Here is a 16,536-nt window from a genome sequence, read left to right as displayed (position 1 = left end):
GACGTCCGCGCCTCGAACGCGGTGCCGCAGGCGACAAAGATGGTCGGTGTGCAAATCCGGAATGCGTTGCGTGCCTCATGCCGGCAACCATGTCCACTGGCTATAGCCGTCCAGATAGCGCTTATGGGTCCTTAGAGGATGTCAGTCGAAGGCAAAGATGCGCTTCCAGTCCTTCTTCATGTCGACGACGGTCCACTTGTTGACGGCCGCGGCGTCCAGCGCGACGTCGAGTTTCCCGAAATGCGAGTCGCGGTCGTAGGCATATTCGCGTTCCGCATCGGTATGGTGGACGATCAGGCCGAACCGCGCGCCACTGGCGCCGAGCGTCGTCCATTGCAGCATTTCGAGATCGCCGTCGGAATTGCCGAAGGCGGCGATCGGACGCCGGCCGATGTGCTCGTTGATGCCGATCGGCTTTCCCGTCTTGTCATCGATAAAATTGATGTCGGGCAGCCGGAAGAGCGTTGGCGCACCGTCCTTGATCTCAAATCGGGTCTTGATCGACGATCCGACAACCTGTTCCGGCGGTATTCCGTAGATCCGCTCGGTCCAGGGCCGCATGAATTCGATGCCGCCTCCTGACACAATGAAGGTCTTGAAGCCGCTGGCCCGGAGATAAGCGAGCAGTTCGAGCATCGGCTGATAGACCAGTTCGGTATACGGCCGCTTGAAGCGGTGATCGTGCGCGGTCGCCAGCCAATCCGTGACAATCTTCTCAAACTCCGCCGTGGTCATGCCAGCATGCGTCACCGCAATCAGTTCGACCAATCCCTTTTCGCCGGATGCCATCACCGCCTTCAGATCACCGTCCAGCACCCCCGCGAACGGTTGCTTGGTCTTCCATTCCGGATTCATTGGCGCCGTAGCCTTTACGCGGTCGAGTACGAAGGCCAGTTGCACGTACATCGGCTGCTCGATCCAAAGCGTCCCGTCGTTGTCGAAGGTCGCGATGCGTTGGTCGACCGGTACGAAGAAGGGCCCGCCTTGCATCGTGACGCGGGCGACGAAGTCAAGAATCGAAGCCTTGGTCGCTCCCTCGTTCCAGGACGGCAGAGGATCGCTCTGCCCTTGTGCCACCGCGGAGGTGGAACGGAGTGAAACGGACAGTACCGGAAGCATCGCCAGGGACGAGAGAAGGACGCGACGATCGATAGCAGGTAAACGGATGATCGGCTTCATGGTCGACACCTTTCCATTGCCCAGCGGGCGCACGGAAATTCGGCGCGCCGGCCATAAATCAGTCGAAGCCCTGGCGACTACCTACTCACTGCCGCCCGGGCCGCCTCGATTTTCGCCTTCACGGCATCGAGGTTGAAGCTCGCGCCCTTTTGCATCGGCGGAAACTCGATCGCCGTCATCGCCAGCTTTTCCACCTGCTGCTGAACAAACACAAAGCGCCAAAATTCGTATTTGAACCAGTCGAAGTACTGTTGCGCGCCTTCTTTGGTCCCATTGTCGGGCCAGCCCGTGCGCTCGAACGGATCGAGGCGAAGGTTGGTCAGGTACGGCACGTCAGCCTTGGTCTTTTCGCCGAGCCAGCCTCTGGGCTGGTCGATGAAACGATACTTGAAGTCGTCGATGCGAACGGCACCGAGTTCGCTCTCGCCGAAGTAAAAGATTTCGTGCCGGTTCGACGGTCCCTTGCCGGTAATCATGTCCATCTGGTTATAGCCGTCCAGATAGCACTTATAGGTCGTGTCACCGATCTGTTTGCCCTTCTTCAGTTCCTCTGCAATGTTCGGGTTGCCGGCCGCCGCCAGGAAAGTCGGAAACCAGTCCAGACCGGAAATGATGCCGTTTTCGACCTTGCCGGCCGGCACCTTGCCCGGCCAACGGATCATGCAGGGTACGCGGAAGCCACCTTCCATGACGGTGCCTTTGCTCTGCGCGAAGGGCGTCTGTCCGCCATCAGGCCAGGTGAAGACCTCGGTGCCGTTGTCGGTGGTGAAGACCACGATGGTGTTGTCGTCCACGCCCATATCCTTGAGCTTCTGCATCACGAGGCCGACGTCGTCATCGAGCTGCGCCATGCCGGCTTCATGTATCGACCAGCCGTTCTTGGAGTTTCGTAGGGCCTGGTATTTGGGGGCGAGGTGGGTGACGATGTGCATCCGGGTGGGATTGAGCCACAGGAAGAACGGCTTGTTGTCGGCCTTGGCCTTCTCGATGAACTTGATCGCCAGGTCGCGAATTTCGTCATCTACGGTTTCCATCCTCTTGGGATAGAGCGTTCCGGCATCCTCGATCCTCTGTTTACCGACCTTGCCCCAGCGCGGATCGACCGCCGGGTCATCCACGTTGGTCGCATAGGTATGAAGCATGTTGCGCGGACCAACGACGTTCAGCAGGTCCTGCGGGTAATTGGGGTGCGCGGGGTCTTCCATTGCATCGAGGTGATAGAGATAACCGAAGAACTCGTCGAAACCGTGCATCGTCGGCAAGAATTCATTCTTGTCGCCAAGGTGATTCTTGCCAAACTGGCCAGTGGCGTAGCCCATTCCTTTCAACGCCGTGGCGATGGTCACGGCCTGCGCGGGTATCCCGATCGCTGCGCCGGCCTGGCCGACCGTGGTCATGCCGGTGCGGATTGGCAATTCACCGGTGATGAAGTTGGCGCGACCCGCCGTGCAACTTGCCTCGGCATAGTAATCGGTAAACAGCATGCCTTCGGCGGCGAGCTTGTCGAGATTGGGCGTCCGCCCCGCCATCAGGCCGCGGTGATAGGCGCCGATATTCCACATCCCAATATCGTCGCCCATGATGACGACGATGTTCGGCCGCTGCCCCGCTGGCGCGGGTGACGGTGTTGGCTGCTGCGCCTGCGCGGAACTTGTCAGCCCGACCGCGGCGAGTGCCGAGGCGGCGACAAGAGAACTCCCGCTCAGCAAGAGATCGCGGCGTTTCATTCCACTGCCCGATTGCGGAGTAGCGTCGTGGGAATCTCCAGGCGGAAGCTTGTTGCTCATGACGCGCTCCTCTTTGTTGTAATGCAATTGGTTCTGTTCGCTTAACGTGTCGGAAGCGGACGTGGCTCGCGGAGGTGCCGCGGGCCTTTATCGCTTTGCTCGCTATTCCGTTGGCGGGCGCCCCTTCGTGAGGCGCCCGCTTCGTCAGATCACGCTCGCGGCTAGTCGCTGCGACCGGCAGTTTTGGCCTGCTTGATCTGTTGCAGCACCTGATCGAGGTTATAGCTGGCCGGGTCCTGGAGCGGCGGGTACGCCTGATAGGTCTCCAGTTCCTTCAGCCAGAGCGCCTGGCCGATGGGCAGCATGTTCCAGTCATAGACGTAGGCGGTAGAAGGGGAGCCGATTACGCCGCCGAGGCCCATGAGCGTCTTGTATTGTGAACCGATCGAGGTCTCGAACGGGTCTCGCTTGATATTGACGACCTGGGCCCAGTGATAGGGAGCCGCTCCAGAAATAAAGCCCTGCGGGGCGTCGGACACCATCGTGAAGTAGATCTTCCAGTTCTTGTACCGCACCGCCGACGGGTCCTTGCCCGAATAGTAGAAGAAGGTGTCGCGCGCCGACGTTTCCGAACGTCCGGAAAGGTACTCGGTCTGATCGACGCCATCGAGCGTCGTCTTCACGATGCCGGGATATTGGCCGGCCTCGATCCGCTTCTTCAGCGCGTCTCCCTTTGCGCCGCCAGCGATGTTGACAAACGTCGGCAGCCAGTCGAGTGACGCGAAGATGTCGTTCTTGATGGTGCCGGGCTTGATGACGCCCGGCCAGCGAATGAGCGCCGGAGCGCGCATACCGCCTTCCCAGGTGCTCAGCTTGCCGCCCTTGAACGGAGTCGTGCCGCCGTCCGGAAAGGTGATGGTCTCGGCGCCGTTATCGGTCGTGAACACGATGATCGTGTTGTCGAGCTGACCCATGTCCTGGAGCTTCTTCAGCACATAGCCGATATTGTCATCCAACTGCTTCATGCCGGCCTCGTTGAGGCCCCAGTCCTTGCCGCCGGGCTCGCCGACCATGGCCGCGTACTTGTCATTCAGCACGGTCGTGATGTGCATGCGCGCGGGGTTGTACCAGACGAAGAAAGGCTTGCCCGTCGTCTTCGGATCATTGCGATCCATGAAGTCGATGACCTTGGACGAGATTTCCTCGTCGACACCCTTCGATCGCTCAAGCGTTAGCGGGCCCTGGTCGATGCATTGCTGAGTCCTGGATGTTCCATCGGACTTGCAGAACAGGACGTTGCGCGGAGGCGTCAGGCAAACCGTCGTTTTCGGATCGACCGCGCCCGGTACCTCCGGGATGCCGGGGATCGGCGTATTCTTGCAGGGCGGGGCAACCGACTGCTGGCTCGGAGTCTTGTTGATGTCCGGGAAGCTCACGCCCTGCATGGCGTCGAGGTGATACAGATAGCCCCAGTATTCCTGGAAACCATGCGCGGTCGGCAGCGCGTCGGTGTGGTCGCCGAGATGGTTCTTGCCGAACTCGCCGGTGTTGTAGCCGAGATCGAGCAGGAACTTGGCGAGCGCCGGGGTACCGGGCCGCAGATAGGACGGGCTGCCGGGCAGTTGCGGAGGAATCATGCCGGTGCGCAGCGGATGCATTCCGGTGAAGAAGGCGTTGCGACCGGCCGTGCAACTCTGCTCGGCATAGTAATGCGTGAAGATCGCGCCTTCATTGCCGATGCGATCGATGTTGGGCGTCTCGCCGACCATCAACCCGCGATGGTAGATGCTTGGCTGGTAGAGGCCGATGTCGTCACCCATGATAAAGAGGATGTTGGGCTTTTGCGCCGGCTGGGCGGCCACCGGCGTGCTGATCAATCCCGCCGACGGTATCATCATCGTCGCACCGAGCAGCGCCGCGCTGGACCGCTTGAGCCACCCTTGCTTCTTGCGTGGCATTGTGACCGAAAGCTCATCATTGAATACGCAATTCAACATGGCATCGCTCTCCCATTAAGATGCGTCAGAGGCTCCTCGCCTGATGCACCGAAATCCAAGATGACTTGTGGAAGTGTCGACCGGCTCCGCATGCCGCGCAGCCGGCCGGTAGCGTCGGCAGTAATTCGGCGCGCACAAATGCGAGCCGCCTTTGATGACCTTGCGTGGAATCTTGACGTTGGTCGTTCTTGGGTCGTAGCTATCGGCCTCGCGGCCGCCGCGCGGGTTCTCCGGAATGCAGCAGGCTTTTGCGGCGTCGGCTTCATGCTGAGGCGAGTACCAGTCGGACGTCCACTCCCAGACGTTGCCGATCAGATCGTGCAGCCCGTAACCGTTCGGCGGGAATGCCGTGACCGGCGATGTCCGTTCGAAGCCGTCGTCCCGGGTGTTCTGGCGCGGAAATTCACCCTGCCAGGTGTTGGCCATATGACGGCCGTCGGGCGTAAACTCATCTCCCCATGCGAACTCGGCGCCGTCCAGTCCGCCGCGCGCCGCAAATTCCCATTCGGCTTCGGTTGGCAAATCCTTGCCGGCCCATTTTGCGTAGGCGACCGCATCGCTGAAGGCCACATGCACGACGGGATGATCGTCCAGCCCACGGATATCGCTGCCCGGCCCGTAGGGATGCCGCCAGTCCGCGCCCTTGGCGAAGGTCCACCACTGGCTGAAATCCCGGAGACTGACCGGATACGCGGGCGGCGAGAACATCAGGGAGCCCGCATAGACCATGTGCGGAAGCATTCCCGGATAGTCCTTTGGATCGGGCACGATCTCGGCAACGGTGACGTGGCCGGTAGCCTTGGCGAACGCCTTGAATTGCCGGTTGGTCACTGGATGGCGATCCATCCAGAACGCATCCACGGTGACGCGGTGGACCGGCGCTTCCTCCGGATAGTGCCGATCCGAACCCATGCGAAACGTGCCGCCCGGCACATACAGCATCCCCTCGCCTGCAGGATGCTGGAGCGATTGCCCGCGATCAGGCGACGATTTCGTATCAGCCAGCTTCATGCCGATCTCCGGACCCGTGCGTCATTACCCAGCGCTGACACGGAGCCGGAACGGCAGATTTCAGAATTGATCCAAATCAAAGAGTCCTGGTCGCGTCCCTCATGACGGAGCTGGGCCACCAGCAAGCCCTGCCATGTCCGCTGCGCCATCGAAACCGAAGCAGCTTCAGGACATTAGGACATCTCCCCGGCAGCCATCGGCTACTTTGCATGGGGTTGTTTTTCGAAAATTGATTGTCCGGACACAAAAGCCTCAGTACGCCACGGTTCGAGGCAGCTTCTCGGCTTGGCGACCGCCGCCTCTGGAATACTGGATCGCCCGCACCAGTGCGCAATGCGCGCAAGGCGGGCGATGACAGCATACTCGTGGTGATTGCGTGCCCTACTCTGTGGGCCCGCGCGTCACGCCCCGTTCAGGAATTGAAGCGGGTCAACCGGGCTCGATCCCTTACGGATCTCGAAGTGGAGCTGCGGCGACGCCACCTCCCCGGATTGACCCGACTTGGCAATGACCTGACCGCGCTTGATGGTATCGCCGCGCTTCACCATCAGCTCACTCGCATGGGCATATGCGGTGACGTAGCCGTTGGAGTGCCGAACCAGGACCAGATTGCCGTAACCTTTGAGCTCGTTGCCTGAATAGGCGACGACGCCGTCTTCTGCCGCCTTGACCGGCGTACCCTCGGGCACCGCGAGATTGATGCCGTCATTGGACTTGCCATTGGTCTTGGCGCCGTAGCTCGTGACCACCTTGCCGCGCACCGGCCAGCGGAAGGTCGGCAGCGCGCTGGTGGTCTCCGCAGCTTTCGCCGGAGCCTCGGCGGCCTTCTCTTCGACATTGGCCGTGGCCTGGGCCAGACGCGCGCTTTGCACGGGTGCGGCGACAGCGGCCATCTTGGTGGCGGGCGCGGGAGCAACTGCAACGGGCTGCAGCGTGCCCGCGACAGGGGCCGCAGCAACCGGCGCCGCGACGGCGGCGGTCTTGGCACCCGGCACGGTCAGCCTGGTGCCGAGCTTGAGCTTGGCCGACGGAGCGAGACCGTTGGCACGGGCAAGCTCAGCCGACGAGATGTGGTTCTTGCGGGCAATGCTGGCGAGCGTGTCGCCGTGGTTGACGAAGTGCGTGCTCGGCGGCGCGGCGGCTGCAACCGGCTTCGCAGCAGGCGCCATCGCGGGAGCCGCCGCGACAGGAGCCATCGCCGGTGCGGGCGCAGCCGCTGTGGCCGGATGCGGGATGATCAATTGCTGGCCGGGCGAGAGCGCGCGCGGGCCCTTGTAGCCGTTGGCGGCGAGGATCGCCTGCGGCGTGACGCGATAGCGCTTGGCGAGCACGTCGAGCGTGTCGCTGGTGCCGACGATGATTTTGGTCCCGCCGGCCGGCTGGGCGGCCGCGACCGAGCGCGGCGGCACGGTGGCCGTGGTCTCCAGATGCGGCTGCGCCGGGGGCGCGTAGGAACTCACGCCGCGACCACCTCCGGACACCCCGCCACCCGCCGCAACCGGATAGGATTGCGGCGCGGAGACCGCCGGCGGCGGCAAGGGCTGTGACTGATAATAACCGGGCTGCGTCTGCGGCCGCGAATATTGCGGCAGCTCACGCTGCGGCGGCGGTGCCTGCTGCACCGAGCCGGTCTGCTCAGACGCGAAAGGATTGGAGAAATTCGACTGGGACAGCCGCGACTGCATGTCGGCGCTGCACCCTGCGAAGCTGAACGAGATCAGCGCCAAGACCGCAACCTGCGGCACGCGGCGCGAGTAAAGCAACTCGGCGACTACAGACATGGTTACTCACTCGTACGCAACAGAACTGGTCTTTTAAGTAAACACGTCGCGAGTAAATAACGGCTTAACCCTCCCAATAAGATGTTGGCGGCACAACCGATCCGGAAATCTACAGCTCCCGCGCCACCCCGGGCAGCGCCGGCACGAAGCGGACCTCGACGAGTTCCTTGCGCTCGATCCCGGCTTCGGTCCGGCTGAAGCGGACCAGCGTCTGCACACCATGGTGCGGGCCGATGGGTGCGATCAGGATGCCGCCGACCTCCAGCCGCTCGACCAGGTTCTCCGGAAGCTGCTCCATCGCGGCGGTCACGATGATGCGGTCGAACGGGCCGATATTGGCCGGCAGGTTGAGGCCGTCGCCGAGCATCACCTCGACATTGTGACAGTCGAGCTTTTCGAGCCGGGCGCGTGCCGCCTCCGCGAGCTTGCGGTAGCGCTCGACGGTCAGCACCTGGCCTGCGAGCCGCGACAGCACGGCGGCCTGATAGCCTGAGCCGGCGCCGATCTCGAGCACGCGGTGCTTCTTCTGGAGTTGGAGCTGCTCGGTCATGTAGGCGACGACGAAGGGCTGGCTGATGGTCTGCCCGCAGGCGATCGGCAGCGCGCTGTCACGATAGGCGGCGTCGCGATCGGTCTCCTCCACGAACAGATCGCGCGGCACCTCCTCCATGGTCCGCAGCACCGCCTGATCGCTGATGCCCCGGCGCCTCAGCGAGAGCTGAAACATCATCTTTTCCGGCGGGTGCTGATCGGAGGTCATCGCTGCTTATCGTCTCGTCGGGTCCGGGGCCACGTGTCTCGTTAAGACCCGGGGCAGGAATCCTGTTCCTACCCAGGAACCCATGATAGCCGTTCGGGCGCGATATTGGACCATAAATCGGCTTGCAACGGGTTGGCTGCAAAGAGCATTTTCGGGTGTCCGCTCGCCGAAACGCGCATTGCGTCGATTCGCGTTATCTGCGAACGTTTTCCGCAAATGGGCAAGGACTCAACGACTATGACCGCGACCGGACCTTCGGGCCGCTCTGTATTCCTCGTCGAGGACGAGGTGATGATCAGGATGATGGTCGCGGATATGCTCGAAGAGCTCGGCTACAAGGTGGCCGCCGAGGCCGGCGATATCACCGAGGCCCTGCGGCTCGCCCAGGCGACCGAGTTCGACATCGCCATTCTCGACGTCAACGTCAACGGCAAGGTCATCTCTCCGGTCGCCGATGTCATCAGGGCGAAGGGCTGCCCGTTCATCTTCGCCACCGGCTACGGCTCCTCCGGCCTGCCCGAGCAGTACCGCGACCGGCCGGCCCTGCAGAAGCCGTTCCAGCTCGACGCGCTCGGCAAGACCATCGAAGCCGCCCTTCGCGGCGGCTAGCGATTACTTCAGCGTCGCGCTCAGCGCTTCGGAAAACGCCTCATTGGTGCGGTCGAGCCGGAGCGGCGTGACGGAGACATAGCGCTCGCGCAGCGCCGCCAGATCGGTGCCTTCGGCAGGCGTGTCCATCATCGCGGCGCGCTCGAAGCCGATCCAGAAATAGGGATTGTTGCGGCCGTCCCTGCGCTCGTCGATCCTGAGGAAGCCGAGATTGCGCTTGCCCTGGCGGGTGACGCGGATGCCGAGCACCTCCTCCGGCGTACAGGCCGGAAAATTGACGTTGATGACGGTGTCCTTCGGGATGCCGGCGGCGATCACCTTGCGCAGGATGTCGGGTCCGAATTTGAGCGCGGTATCCCAAAGCGGGCGCTCGCGCGCCTCGACGCTGAACTCCTGCGACAGGGCGAAAGACGGCAGCCCCAGGATGGTGCCCTCCAGCGCGCCGGCGATGGTGCCGGAATAGACCACGTCCTCGGCGACGTTGCGGCCCTTGTTGACGCCGGACAGTACGAGGTCCGGTGGCTTGGTGCCGAGGATATGGCGCGCGCCCATGATGACGCAGTCGGTCGGCGTGCCGCGCACCGCGAAGTGGTTTGGTCCGACCTCGCGCAGCCGTAGCGGATCGTTCAGCGAGAGCGAATGCGACACGCCGGACTGGTCGAGCTCGGGCGCAACGACCCAGACGTCATCGGACAATGCGCGCGCGATCTCCTCGACGACCTTGAGGCCGGGGGCGTGAATGCCGTCGTCATTGGTGCAGAGAATGCGCATATTAAAAATCGTTCCTGAAGCGGGTCTGAGCCGTCTTATCCGGCCGGGGCCGATCAGGCAAACCGGCCGACTGGGTCCGGCGGCGGGTTCCCAGCCTAGTCCTGCTACCTGCGGATGCGCCATTGCGGCAGGAAGCGTGCGAGCCTGCCTTCCGCGCGCAGCTTCATCGCCGGCACCACCGGAGCCTCGATCATCCCGAGCGCCTCCAATTGCGCGAGGATCGGGTCCGGCTCCGGCGTCTGCGGAAAGCGTTCGCGCGCCACGGTCAGCGCCTTGTCGAAATCCGCAGCATTCACGCCGGGCTTGGCCCGCCGGCTGCACACGAGATCGTCATCCCAGAGCCGCGCGATCGCGATGTCGAGCACACCACGCAGACGCTGATCGACAGCCTGGATACCGGCACCTGTCACCGCCCATTGTCTGCCGACCCAGAAGATGTCGCGGTGCAAGGCCATGAACAGTGAGTTCGCATTGTCGGATGGCCGGCAGAATAACCAGCCGCCCGATCTTCGCAACCAAACGTTTCTGCGTGACAGCCGGGCAACACGCGCCGGGTTCGCGTTCCGATAGAATCGGAACGGGACTTCAGATTTTTATCTTGTTTGACGCGCTTTCTCGACGCGAACCGGTATCCACTCCGCTCGAAAACGCCCTACTCGCGCGCGACCACCTTCAGCCCGCCCATATAGGGCTGGAGCACGTCGGGGACGGCGATCGAGCCGTCCTCCTGTTGATAAGTCTCCATCACGGCGATCAGCGCGCGGCCGAGCGCGGTGCCGGAGCCGTTCAGCGTGTGCACGAATCGTGGCTTGCCGTCCGGACCGCGCGAGCGGGCGTCCATGCGGCGGGCCTGGAAGTCACCGCAGACCGAGCAGCTCGAGATCTCGCGGAATGCGCCGCCCTCGCCCTGCCCGGGCATCCAGACCTCGATGTCATAGGTTTTTTGCGACGAAAAGCCCATGTCTCCGGTGCAAAGCGTCATCACGCGGTAGTGCAGATCGAGCCGGCGCAGCACTTCCTCGGCGCATGCCAGCATCCGCTCATGCTCGTCCTTGCTGGTCTCCGGCGTCGTGATCGACACCAGCTCGACCTTGGTGAACTGGTGCTGGCGGATCATGCCTCGGGTATCACGTCCTGCGGCGCCCGCCTCCGCGCGAAAACACGGCGTCAGTGCAGTCAAGCGCATCGGCAGCTGCTTCTCATCGAGGATGGATTCTCGAACGAGGTTGGTGAGCGCTACCTCCGCTGTCGGAATGATGCCGAGACGCTCGGTCCGCAGCCGCTCCAGATCGGGTGCGGCGAGCAACTCGCCCTTGATCGCCCAGAACTGGTCGTCCTCGAATTTCGGCAATTGTCCCGTGCCGAACATGATCTCGTTGCGGACCAGCAGCGGCGGATTGATCTCGGTATAGCCGTGCTCGTCGATGTGCAGATTCAGCATGAACTGGCCGAGCGCGCGTTCGAGCCGCGCCAGCCCCTTCTTCAGCACGACGAAGCGCGCGCCGGAGAGCTTGGCCGCCGTCTCGAAATCCATGTCACCGAGCGCGCCGCCGAGATCGTCATGGGGCTTGGGCGCAAACGCGTAGTTGCGCCGGTTGCCGAAGACATGGCGTTGCACATTGCCGTGCTCGTCGACGCCGTTGGGCACTTCGCCGAGCGGCAGATTGGGGATCGCCGACAGCGCCGTGGCAAGCTCTTCGTCGGCGGCTTTCGCAACGGCTTCGAGCTGCGGCATAGTGGTCTTGAGCTCGGCGACCTCCGCCATCAGCTTGGCGGCGCGCGCGTCATCCTTCGCCTTCTTGGCGTCGCCGATCTCCTTGGAGGCGGTGTTGCGCCGTGCCTGCGCCTGCTCCGAGGCCAGGATTGCCGCCCGCCGCCTCTCGTCGATCGCGAGCAGCGACGCCGACAACGGCTTCAGGCCACGCCTGGCGAGGCCGGCGTCGAAGGCTTGCGGATTGTCGCGGATCGATTTGATGTCGTGCATGGCGGTGGTCCTGGATCAGCGCATAAACCTACAACGGCGAACGTTGTACGTCAGCGCGTTCCCCCTAGCACAGCTGTCATCGCCCGCGAAAGCGGGCGATCCAGTATTCCAGAGGCGCCCGTGATTCCCCGAGAGGCTGCGGCGTACTGGATTCCCCGCCTTCGCGGGGAATGACACCGGTGGACGTGGCGCCCTACTCTGCCGGATTGGCCGGCGTCGACACGTCGGTGCCGGTGGCGGCCTTCGACGCCGCCGCCTTCTTCTCCACCATACCGACCGCGATGATCGAGCCCTCGTAGAGCAGGAGCAGGGGAATCGCCAGCGAGCACTGGCTCAGCACGTCGGGCGGGGTCAGCACGGCTGCGATGACGAAGGCGATGACGATGAAATAGCGGCGCTTCTCACGCAGCATTTTCGAGGTCACGATCCCAATGCGGCCAAGCAGCGTCAGGATCACCGGAAGCTGGAAAGCGATGCCGAAGGCGAAGATCAGCGACATCATCAGCGACAGATATTCGCCGACCTTGGGCAGCAGCTGGATCTGCGCGGTCTCGTCGCTGCCGGCCTGCTGCATGCCGAGCGAGAAGCGGACCAGCATCGGCAGCACCACGAAATAGACCAGCGCCGCGCCCAGCACGAAGAAGAACGGGGTTGCGACCAGGTACGGCAGGAAGGCCTGCTTTTCGTGCTTGTAGAGCCCGGGCGCGACGAACTTGTAGATCTGCGTCGCGACGATCGGGAACGAGATGAAGCCGGCGCCGAACAACGCGAGCTTGAGCTGGGTGATGAAATATTCCAGCAGCGCCGTGTAGATGAACTTCGAATTCTCGGGACCCGCGACCCACACGAACGGCCAGACCAGCACGTTGTAGATCTGCTTGGCGAAGAAGAAGCAGAAGATGAAGGCCACGCCAAAGCCAAGCAGCGCCTTGATCAGCCGCGATCGCAGCTCGATCAGGTGGTCCATCAGAGGGGCTTTGCTGGCCTCGATATCGGCGTCGCTCATGACGCTTTGACGTCCTTGATCGCCTCAGGTGGCGCAGTGTCTTGCATAACCTGGGCCTGCTCGACCTCGCGGGTGATCGCGAGCGGCTCGTTCGCGGCCGCATGCGCCTCGGCTTCCACGAAGGTCTCGGGCGTCGGCGCTTCCGGCGTGGTCGGTGTCGCCGGCGTTTCGCTTGAAATCGCCAGCGCTTCGCTTGAAGTCGCCGGCGCTTCGACGGCGGTGGTCGTGGTGGTCTCGGCCGGCTTGTCCAGCGCATCGACGCGGAGCGCGTCGCTGACATCCTTCTGGAGCGAGGTCATCAGATTGTTGCCGGCAAAGCCGGAAGCGGCTTCCTTGACCTCGTCAAAGCTCTTCTTGAGGTCGGCCATTTCGGCCTCGCGCATCGCTTCCTGGAACTGGCCCTGGAATTCGGCAGCCATCTTGCGGGCCTTGCCCATCCACTGCCCGACCATGCGCAGCACGCCCGGCAGCTCTTTCGGGCCGATGGCGACCAGAGCCACGACCCCGATCAGGACCAGTTCACTCCACCCGATGTCGAACATGAGGCCTTCCGTTCACGCCAGCCGCGACCGGCCCAATCCTTCGCGCTTAGGATCGGCGCCGTCACCCGCGTCTCGCGTACGCTTACTCAGACGGCCTTGCTGCCGACGTCGGACCGGGCCGCGGTCGGCGGCGCGGCGGCGTGCTCGATCGACTTGGCCGGCTCGGGCTTGTCGGCGACCTTGTCGTCGTCCTGCATGCCCTTCTTGAAGGCCTTGATGCCCTGGGCCACGTCGCCCATCAGATCCGAAATCTTGCCGCGGCCGAACAGCAGCAGGACGACTGCGATCACCAGGATCCAGTGCCAAATGCTAAGCGAACCCATCCTGCAACCCTCCAAACACACCTGGCCGGGGACCCGGCCGATCTTCCCGGAAACGTAGGCTTGGCAGGCCTCAAAAACAAGGACCAAGGCAGCGCCAATTCGCTGTTGGCGCTACGTAATCTTGCCAGTGTTAACTGGTCGCAGGGAGCCTCTAAACGGCCGGGACGTCAGTCCTCGCTGCCACCCTCGCCGCCCTCATTGCCGCCTTCCGGCGTCTCGGGCTCGACCGCAGGCGCCAGCGCCAGATCCAGGTCCTCGCCCGGTTCCAACGGATCCTCGTCCTCGCGCAGCTGCGGGTCATCCGACGGGGTCGGCACGCTGAATCCGGTCGGCAGGCGCGAATCCAGCAGGCCCGTGCCCTTCAGCTCCTCCAGGCCCGGCAGATCGCCAAGCTGTTCCAGGGTGAACTGCGACAGGAAGTCCTCGGTGGTTCCGAAGGTCAAGGGGCGGCCGGGCGTCTTGCGACGACCGCGCGGCTTGATCCAGCCGGTCTCCAGCAGCACGTCGAGCGTGCCCTTCGAGGTGACGACGCCGCGGATCTCTTCGATCTCGGCGCGCGTCACCGGCTGGTGATAGGCGATGATCGCCAGCACCTCGATCGCGGCACGCGACAGGCGGCGGGTCTCGGTGCTCTCCCGCGTCATCAGCCAGGCGAGATCGCCGGCCGTGCGGAAGGTCCATTTGTTGGCGACGCGCACGAGATTGACGCCGCGCAAGGCATAGTCGGCCTGGAGCTGTTCGAGCGCAGCCTTGACGTCGACCCCATCAGGCATGCGCTTGGCCAGCGTCGCGGTGTCCAGCGGTTCATTCGAAGCAAACAGCAGCGCTTCCAGCAGCCGGAGCTCTTCAGGACGTGCCTGGGACTCGTTCCCCATCGGCTCGGCCTCTTCTACCCGCACTTCAGCCAGGCTTGCCATGGTAGCTTCTCCTTCTTGCACTTAACCGACCGGCGCATCAGGCGCAGGAGCTGCGTCCACGACCGGTTTCGGGCGCCCCTTCCGGAAATAGATGGGCGCGAACGCCTCTTTCTGGTTCAGCTCGAGCTGACCTTCACGCACCAGTTCGAGCGCAGCCGCAAAGCTCGAGGCGAGCACCGTCGCGCGCTGCGTCGGATCGGCAACGTGCCGGAGCAGAAAGTCGTCGAGAACGCCCCAGTCGTCCTGTTCGCTGATGCTGCCGACAAGCCGCTCCAGCGTGGCGCGCGCCTCGGCGAGCGACCACACCGTGCGCTTGGCCAGATGCACGCTCGCAAGCACGCGCGACTGGCGCTGCGCGGCATAGGCGGTGAGCAGGTCGTACAGCGTCGCGGTGTATTTCGGGTGCTTGATCTCCGCGATCTGCTCGGGCTCGCCGCGCGGAAAGATGTCGCGCAGCAATTGCTGCCTGTTCATCAGCCGGTTGGCGGCTTCGCGAATGGCTTCCAGCCGGCGCAGGCGGTTGGCGAGCGCGGTCGCCATCTCTTCTGCGCTCGGGCCTTCCGCACTCGGCGGCTCCGGCAGCAGCAGGCGCGACTTCAGGAAGGCAAGCCAGGCCGCCATCACGAGATAATCGGCAGCAAGCTCCAGCCGGATCTTTCGCGCGGCTTCGATGAAGTGGAGGTACTGGTCGGCCAGCGCCAGGATCGAGATCTTGGCGAGATCGACCTTCTGCTGCCGCGCCAGCGCGAGCAGCAGGTCGAGCGGGCCCTCATAGCCCTCGACGTCCACCACCAACGCCGGCTCACCCTCGGCGAGCTCTGCAGGCCGCCCGGTTTCAAACGATAGGATTTCTGCGGTCATGCGGATGCCGTGTTTGCCCGTGCGATCAATGCGTCCAGTTCGGCGCGTGCGGCCGCCCGGTCGAACGGCTGCGGTGCCTTGCGCGACGCAAGTGCGGCCTTCGCGCGCGCCAGCGCCGTGCCGGACAGCTCAGATGTCTGGCCGGCGACCTCGCGCATCTCTTCAATGTTGCCGTTGCAATGCAGGGCCATGTCGCAGCCGGCCGCGAAGATGGCGCGGGTCCGTTCGGCGATATTCCCCGACAGCGCGTTCATCGACACGTCATCACTCATTAACAAACCCTGGAACCCGATCACGCCGCGAATCACCTGAGTGATCATTGTCGCAGAAGTCGTCGCCGGATGGGCGGGGTCGACCGCGCTAAACACAACATGTGCAGTCATGGCCATCGGCAGGTCGGCCAGCGGCTTGAATGCCGCAAAGTCGGTCCGGTCGAGCTCGTCCCTCGGAGCATCGACCGTCGGCAGTTTGAAATGGGTGTCGGCGGTGGCGCGTCCATGTCCGGGAATGTGCTTCAGAACCGGCAGCACGCCGCCCTGCTCCAGGCCCTCGGTGACCGCGCGCGCGATCGCGGCGACCTTGCCCGGCTCGGTGCCGTAAGCCCTGTTCCCAATGACGGCATCGGCACCCGGCACCGGCACGTCAGCCAGCGGCAGGCAATCCACGGTAATGCCGAGATCGGCGAGATCCGACGCAATCAGCCGGGCGCTGAGGCGCGCAGCCGTCAATCCAAGTACCGAATCAGCGTCGTACAAGGTCGAGAAAATCGCGCCCGGCGGATAGACCGGCCAGTGCGGCGGGCCCAGCCGCTGCACCCGGCCACCCTCCTGGTCGATCAGGACAGGCGCGTCAGCTGCGCCCGCAGCCGCCCGCAATTCCTCAACCAGCGCAGCAACTTGAGCCGGCGCCTCGACATTGCGCTTGAAGAGGATGAAGCCCCATGGGCGTTCGGCACGGATAAACTCCCGCTCGGCGGCTGTTAGTTCCGTTCCGGATACACCGGTAATGAAGGCCCGCGTGCTCATAACGGCCGATTAACCCTGCCCCGCGAGGGGGTCAAGGAAACGG

16 protein-coding genes are annotated in these 16,536 nt (G+C 63.6%); 1 reads left to right on the top strand and 15 read right to left on the bottom strand.

What is annotated here, in order from left to right; all coding sequences use genetic code 11:
* Window positions 1-141: 141 nt before the first annotated feature.
* The 6 genes from AB7G19_RS20615 to AB7G19_RS20590 form a co-directional block, all read right to left on the bottom strand.
* On the bottom strand, window positions 142-1,179 hold the full coding sequence (locus tag AB7G19_RS20615) for an HAD family hydrolase (RefSeq protein WP_283016604.1): 1,038 nt from the start codon (window positions 1,177-1,179) through the stop codon (window positions 142-144).
* 77 nt (window positions 1,180-1,256) lie between these two features.
* On the bottom strand, window positions 1,257-2,966 hold the full coding sequence (locus AB7G19_RS20610) for an arylsulfatase (protein WP_428841227.1): 1,710 nt from the start codon (window positions 2,964-2,966) through the stop codon (window positions 1,257-1,259).
* Between the two features lie 161 nt (window positions 2,967-3,127).
* A complete protein-coding gene (locus AB7G19_RS20605; RefSeq protein WP_283018879.1) occupies window positions 3,128-4,804 on the bottom strand; it encodes an arylsulfatase in 1,677 nt (558 codons plus the stop codon).
* 114 nt (window positions 4,805-4,918) lie between these two features.
* Window positions 4,919-5,914 (bottom strand): formylglycine-generating enzyme family protein, encoded by a 996-nt coding sequence (locus AB7G19_RS20600; protein ID WP_283016605.1) that lies wholly within the window; start codon window positions 5,912-5,914, stop codon window positions 4,919-4,921.
* 401 nt (window positions 5,915-6,315) lie between these two features.
* Window positions 6,316-7,695 carry a LysM peptidoglycan-binding domain-containing M23 family metallopeptidase gene (locus tag AB7G19_RS20595; protein WP_283016606.1) on the bottom strand — a complete coding sequence of 460 codons (1,380 nt, stop codon included), beginning with the start codon at window positions 7,693-7,695 and terminating at the stop codon, window positions 6,316-6,318.
* 109 nt (window positions 7,696-7,804) lie between these two features.
* Window positions 7,805-8,455, bottom strand: coding sequence for a protein-L-isoaspartate(D-aspartate) O-methyltransferase (locus tag AB7G19_RS20590; RefSeq protein ID WP_283016607.1), 651 nt, complete (start codon window positions 8,453-8,455; stop codon window positions 7,805-7,807).
* Between the two features lie 237 nt (window positions 8,456-8,692).
* Between AB7G19_RS20590 and AB7G19_RS20585 the strand changes: the two genes are divergently transcribed.
* A complete protein-coding gene (locus AB7G19_RS20585; protein WP_028152469.1) occupies window positions 8,693-9,064 on the top strand; it encodes a response regulator in 372 nt (123 codons plus the stop codon).
* Window positions 9,065-9,067: 3 nt separating this feature from the next.
* Here the strand turns inward: AB7G19_RS20585 and surE are convergent, their stop codons facing one another.
* The 9 genes from surE to nagZ form a co-directional block, all read right to left on the bottom strand.
* The gene (gene surE / locus AB7G19_RS20580) at window positions 9,068-9,835 is read right to left on the bottom strand and encodes a 5'/3'-nucleotidase SurE (RefSeq protein WP_283016608.1); all 768 of its coding nucleotides are present in this window, start codon (window positions 9,833-9,835) and stop codon (window positions 9,068-9,070) included.
* Between the two features lie 104 nt (window positions 9,836-9,939).
* A complete protein-coding gene (locus AB7G19_RS20575) occupies window positions 9,940-10,290 on the bottom strand; it encodes a hypothetical protein (RefSeq protein WP_283016609.1) in 351 nt (116 codons plus the stop codon).
* A 197-nt stretch (window positions 10,291-10,487) separates the two neighbouring features.
* Window positions 10,488-11,819 (bottom strand): serine--tRNA ligase, encoded by a 1,332-nt coding sequence (gene serS / locus AB7G19_RS20570; protein WP_283016610.1) that lies wholly within the window; start codon window positions 11,817-11,819, stop codon window positions 10,488-10,490.
* Window positions 11,820-12,012: 193 nt separating this feature from the next.
* Window positions 12,013-12,825, bottom strand: a complete 813-nt coding sequence (tatC, locus tag AB7G19_RS20565) for a twin-arginine translocase subunit TatC (protein WP_063983113.1) — start codon at window positions 12,823-12,825, stop codon at window positions 12,013-12,015.
* Complete coding sequence (gene tatB / locus AB7G19_RS20560) at window positions 12,822-13,367, bottom strand: Sec-independent protein translocase protein TatB (RefSeq protein ID WP_283016611.1); 546 nt, start codon at window positions 13,365-13,367, stop codon at window positions 12,822-12,824. Before tatB ends, tatC begins: the two co-directional genes overlap by 4 nt.
* 86 nt (window positions 13,368-13,453) lie before the next feature.
* Window positions 13,454-13,690 (bottom strand): twin-arginine translocase TatA/TatE family subunit, encoded by a 237-nt coding sequence (locus AB7G19_RS20555; protein WP_028156107.1) that lies wholly within the window; start codon window positions 13,688-13,690, stop codon window positions 13,454-13,456.
* A gap of 167 nt (window positions 13,691-13,857) precedes the next feature.
* Window positions 13,858-14,607: an SMC-Scp complex subunit ScpB gene (scpB, locus tag AB7G19_RS20550; protein ID WP_283016612.1), complete on the bottom strand. Its 750-nt coding sequence runs from the start codon at window positions 14,605-14,607 to the stop codon at window positions 13,858-13,860.
* A 21-nt stretch (window positions 14,608-14,628) separates the two neighbouring features.
* Window positions 14,629-15,468 carry a segregation and condensation protein A gene (locus AB7G19_RS20545; RefSeq protein WP_063983110.1) on the bottom strand — a complete coding sequence of 280 codons (840 nt, stop codon included), beginning with the start codon at window positions 15,466-15,468 and terminating at the stop codon, window positions 14,629-14,631.
* Window positions 15,465-16,493, bottom strand: coding sequence for a beta-N-acetylhexosaminidase (gene nagZ / locus AB7G19_RS20540; protein ID WP_283016613.1), 1,029 nt, complete (start codon window positions 16,491-16,493; stop codon window positions 15,465-15,467). The genes AB7G19_RS20545 and nagZ overlap by 4 nt, the downstream gene beginning before the upstream one ends.
* Window positions 16,494-16,536 lie beyond the last annotated feature (43 nt).

Source organism: Bradyrhizobium sp. 215_C5_N1_1, from assembly GCF_052075935.1.
Lineage (GTDB): Bacteria > Pseudomonadota > Alphaproteobacteria > Rhizobiales > Xanthobacteraceae > Bradyrhizobium > Bradyrhizobium barranii.
Note: the sequence above shows the minus strand (reverse complement) of the source record. Positions and strands in the feature narration are given on the sequence as shown.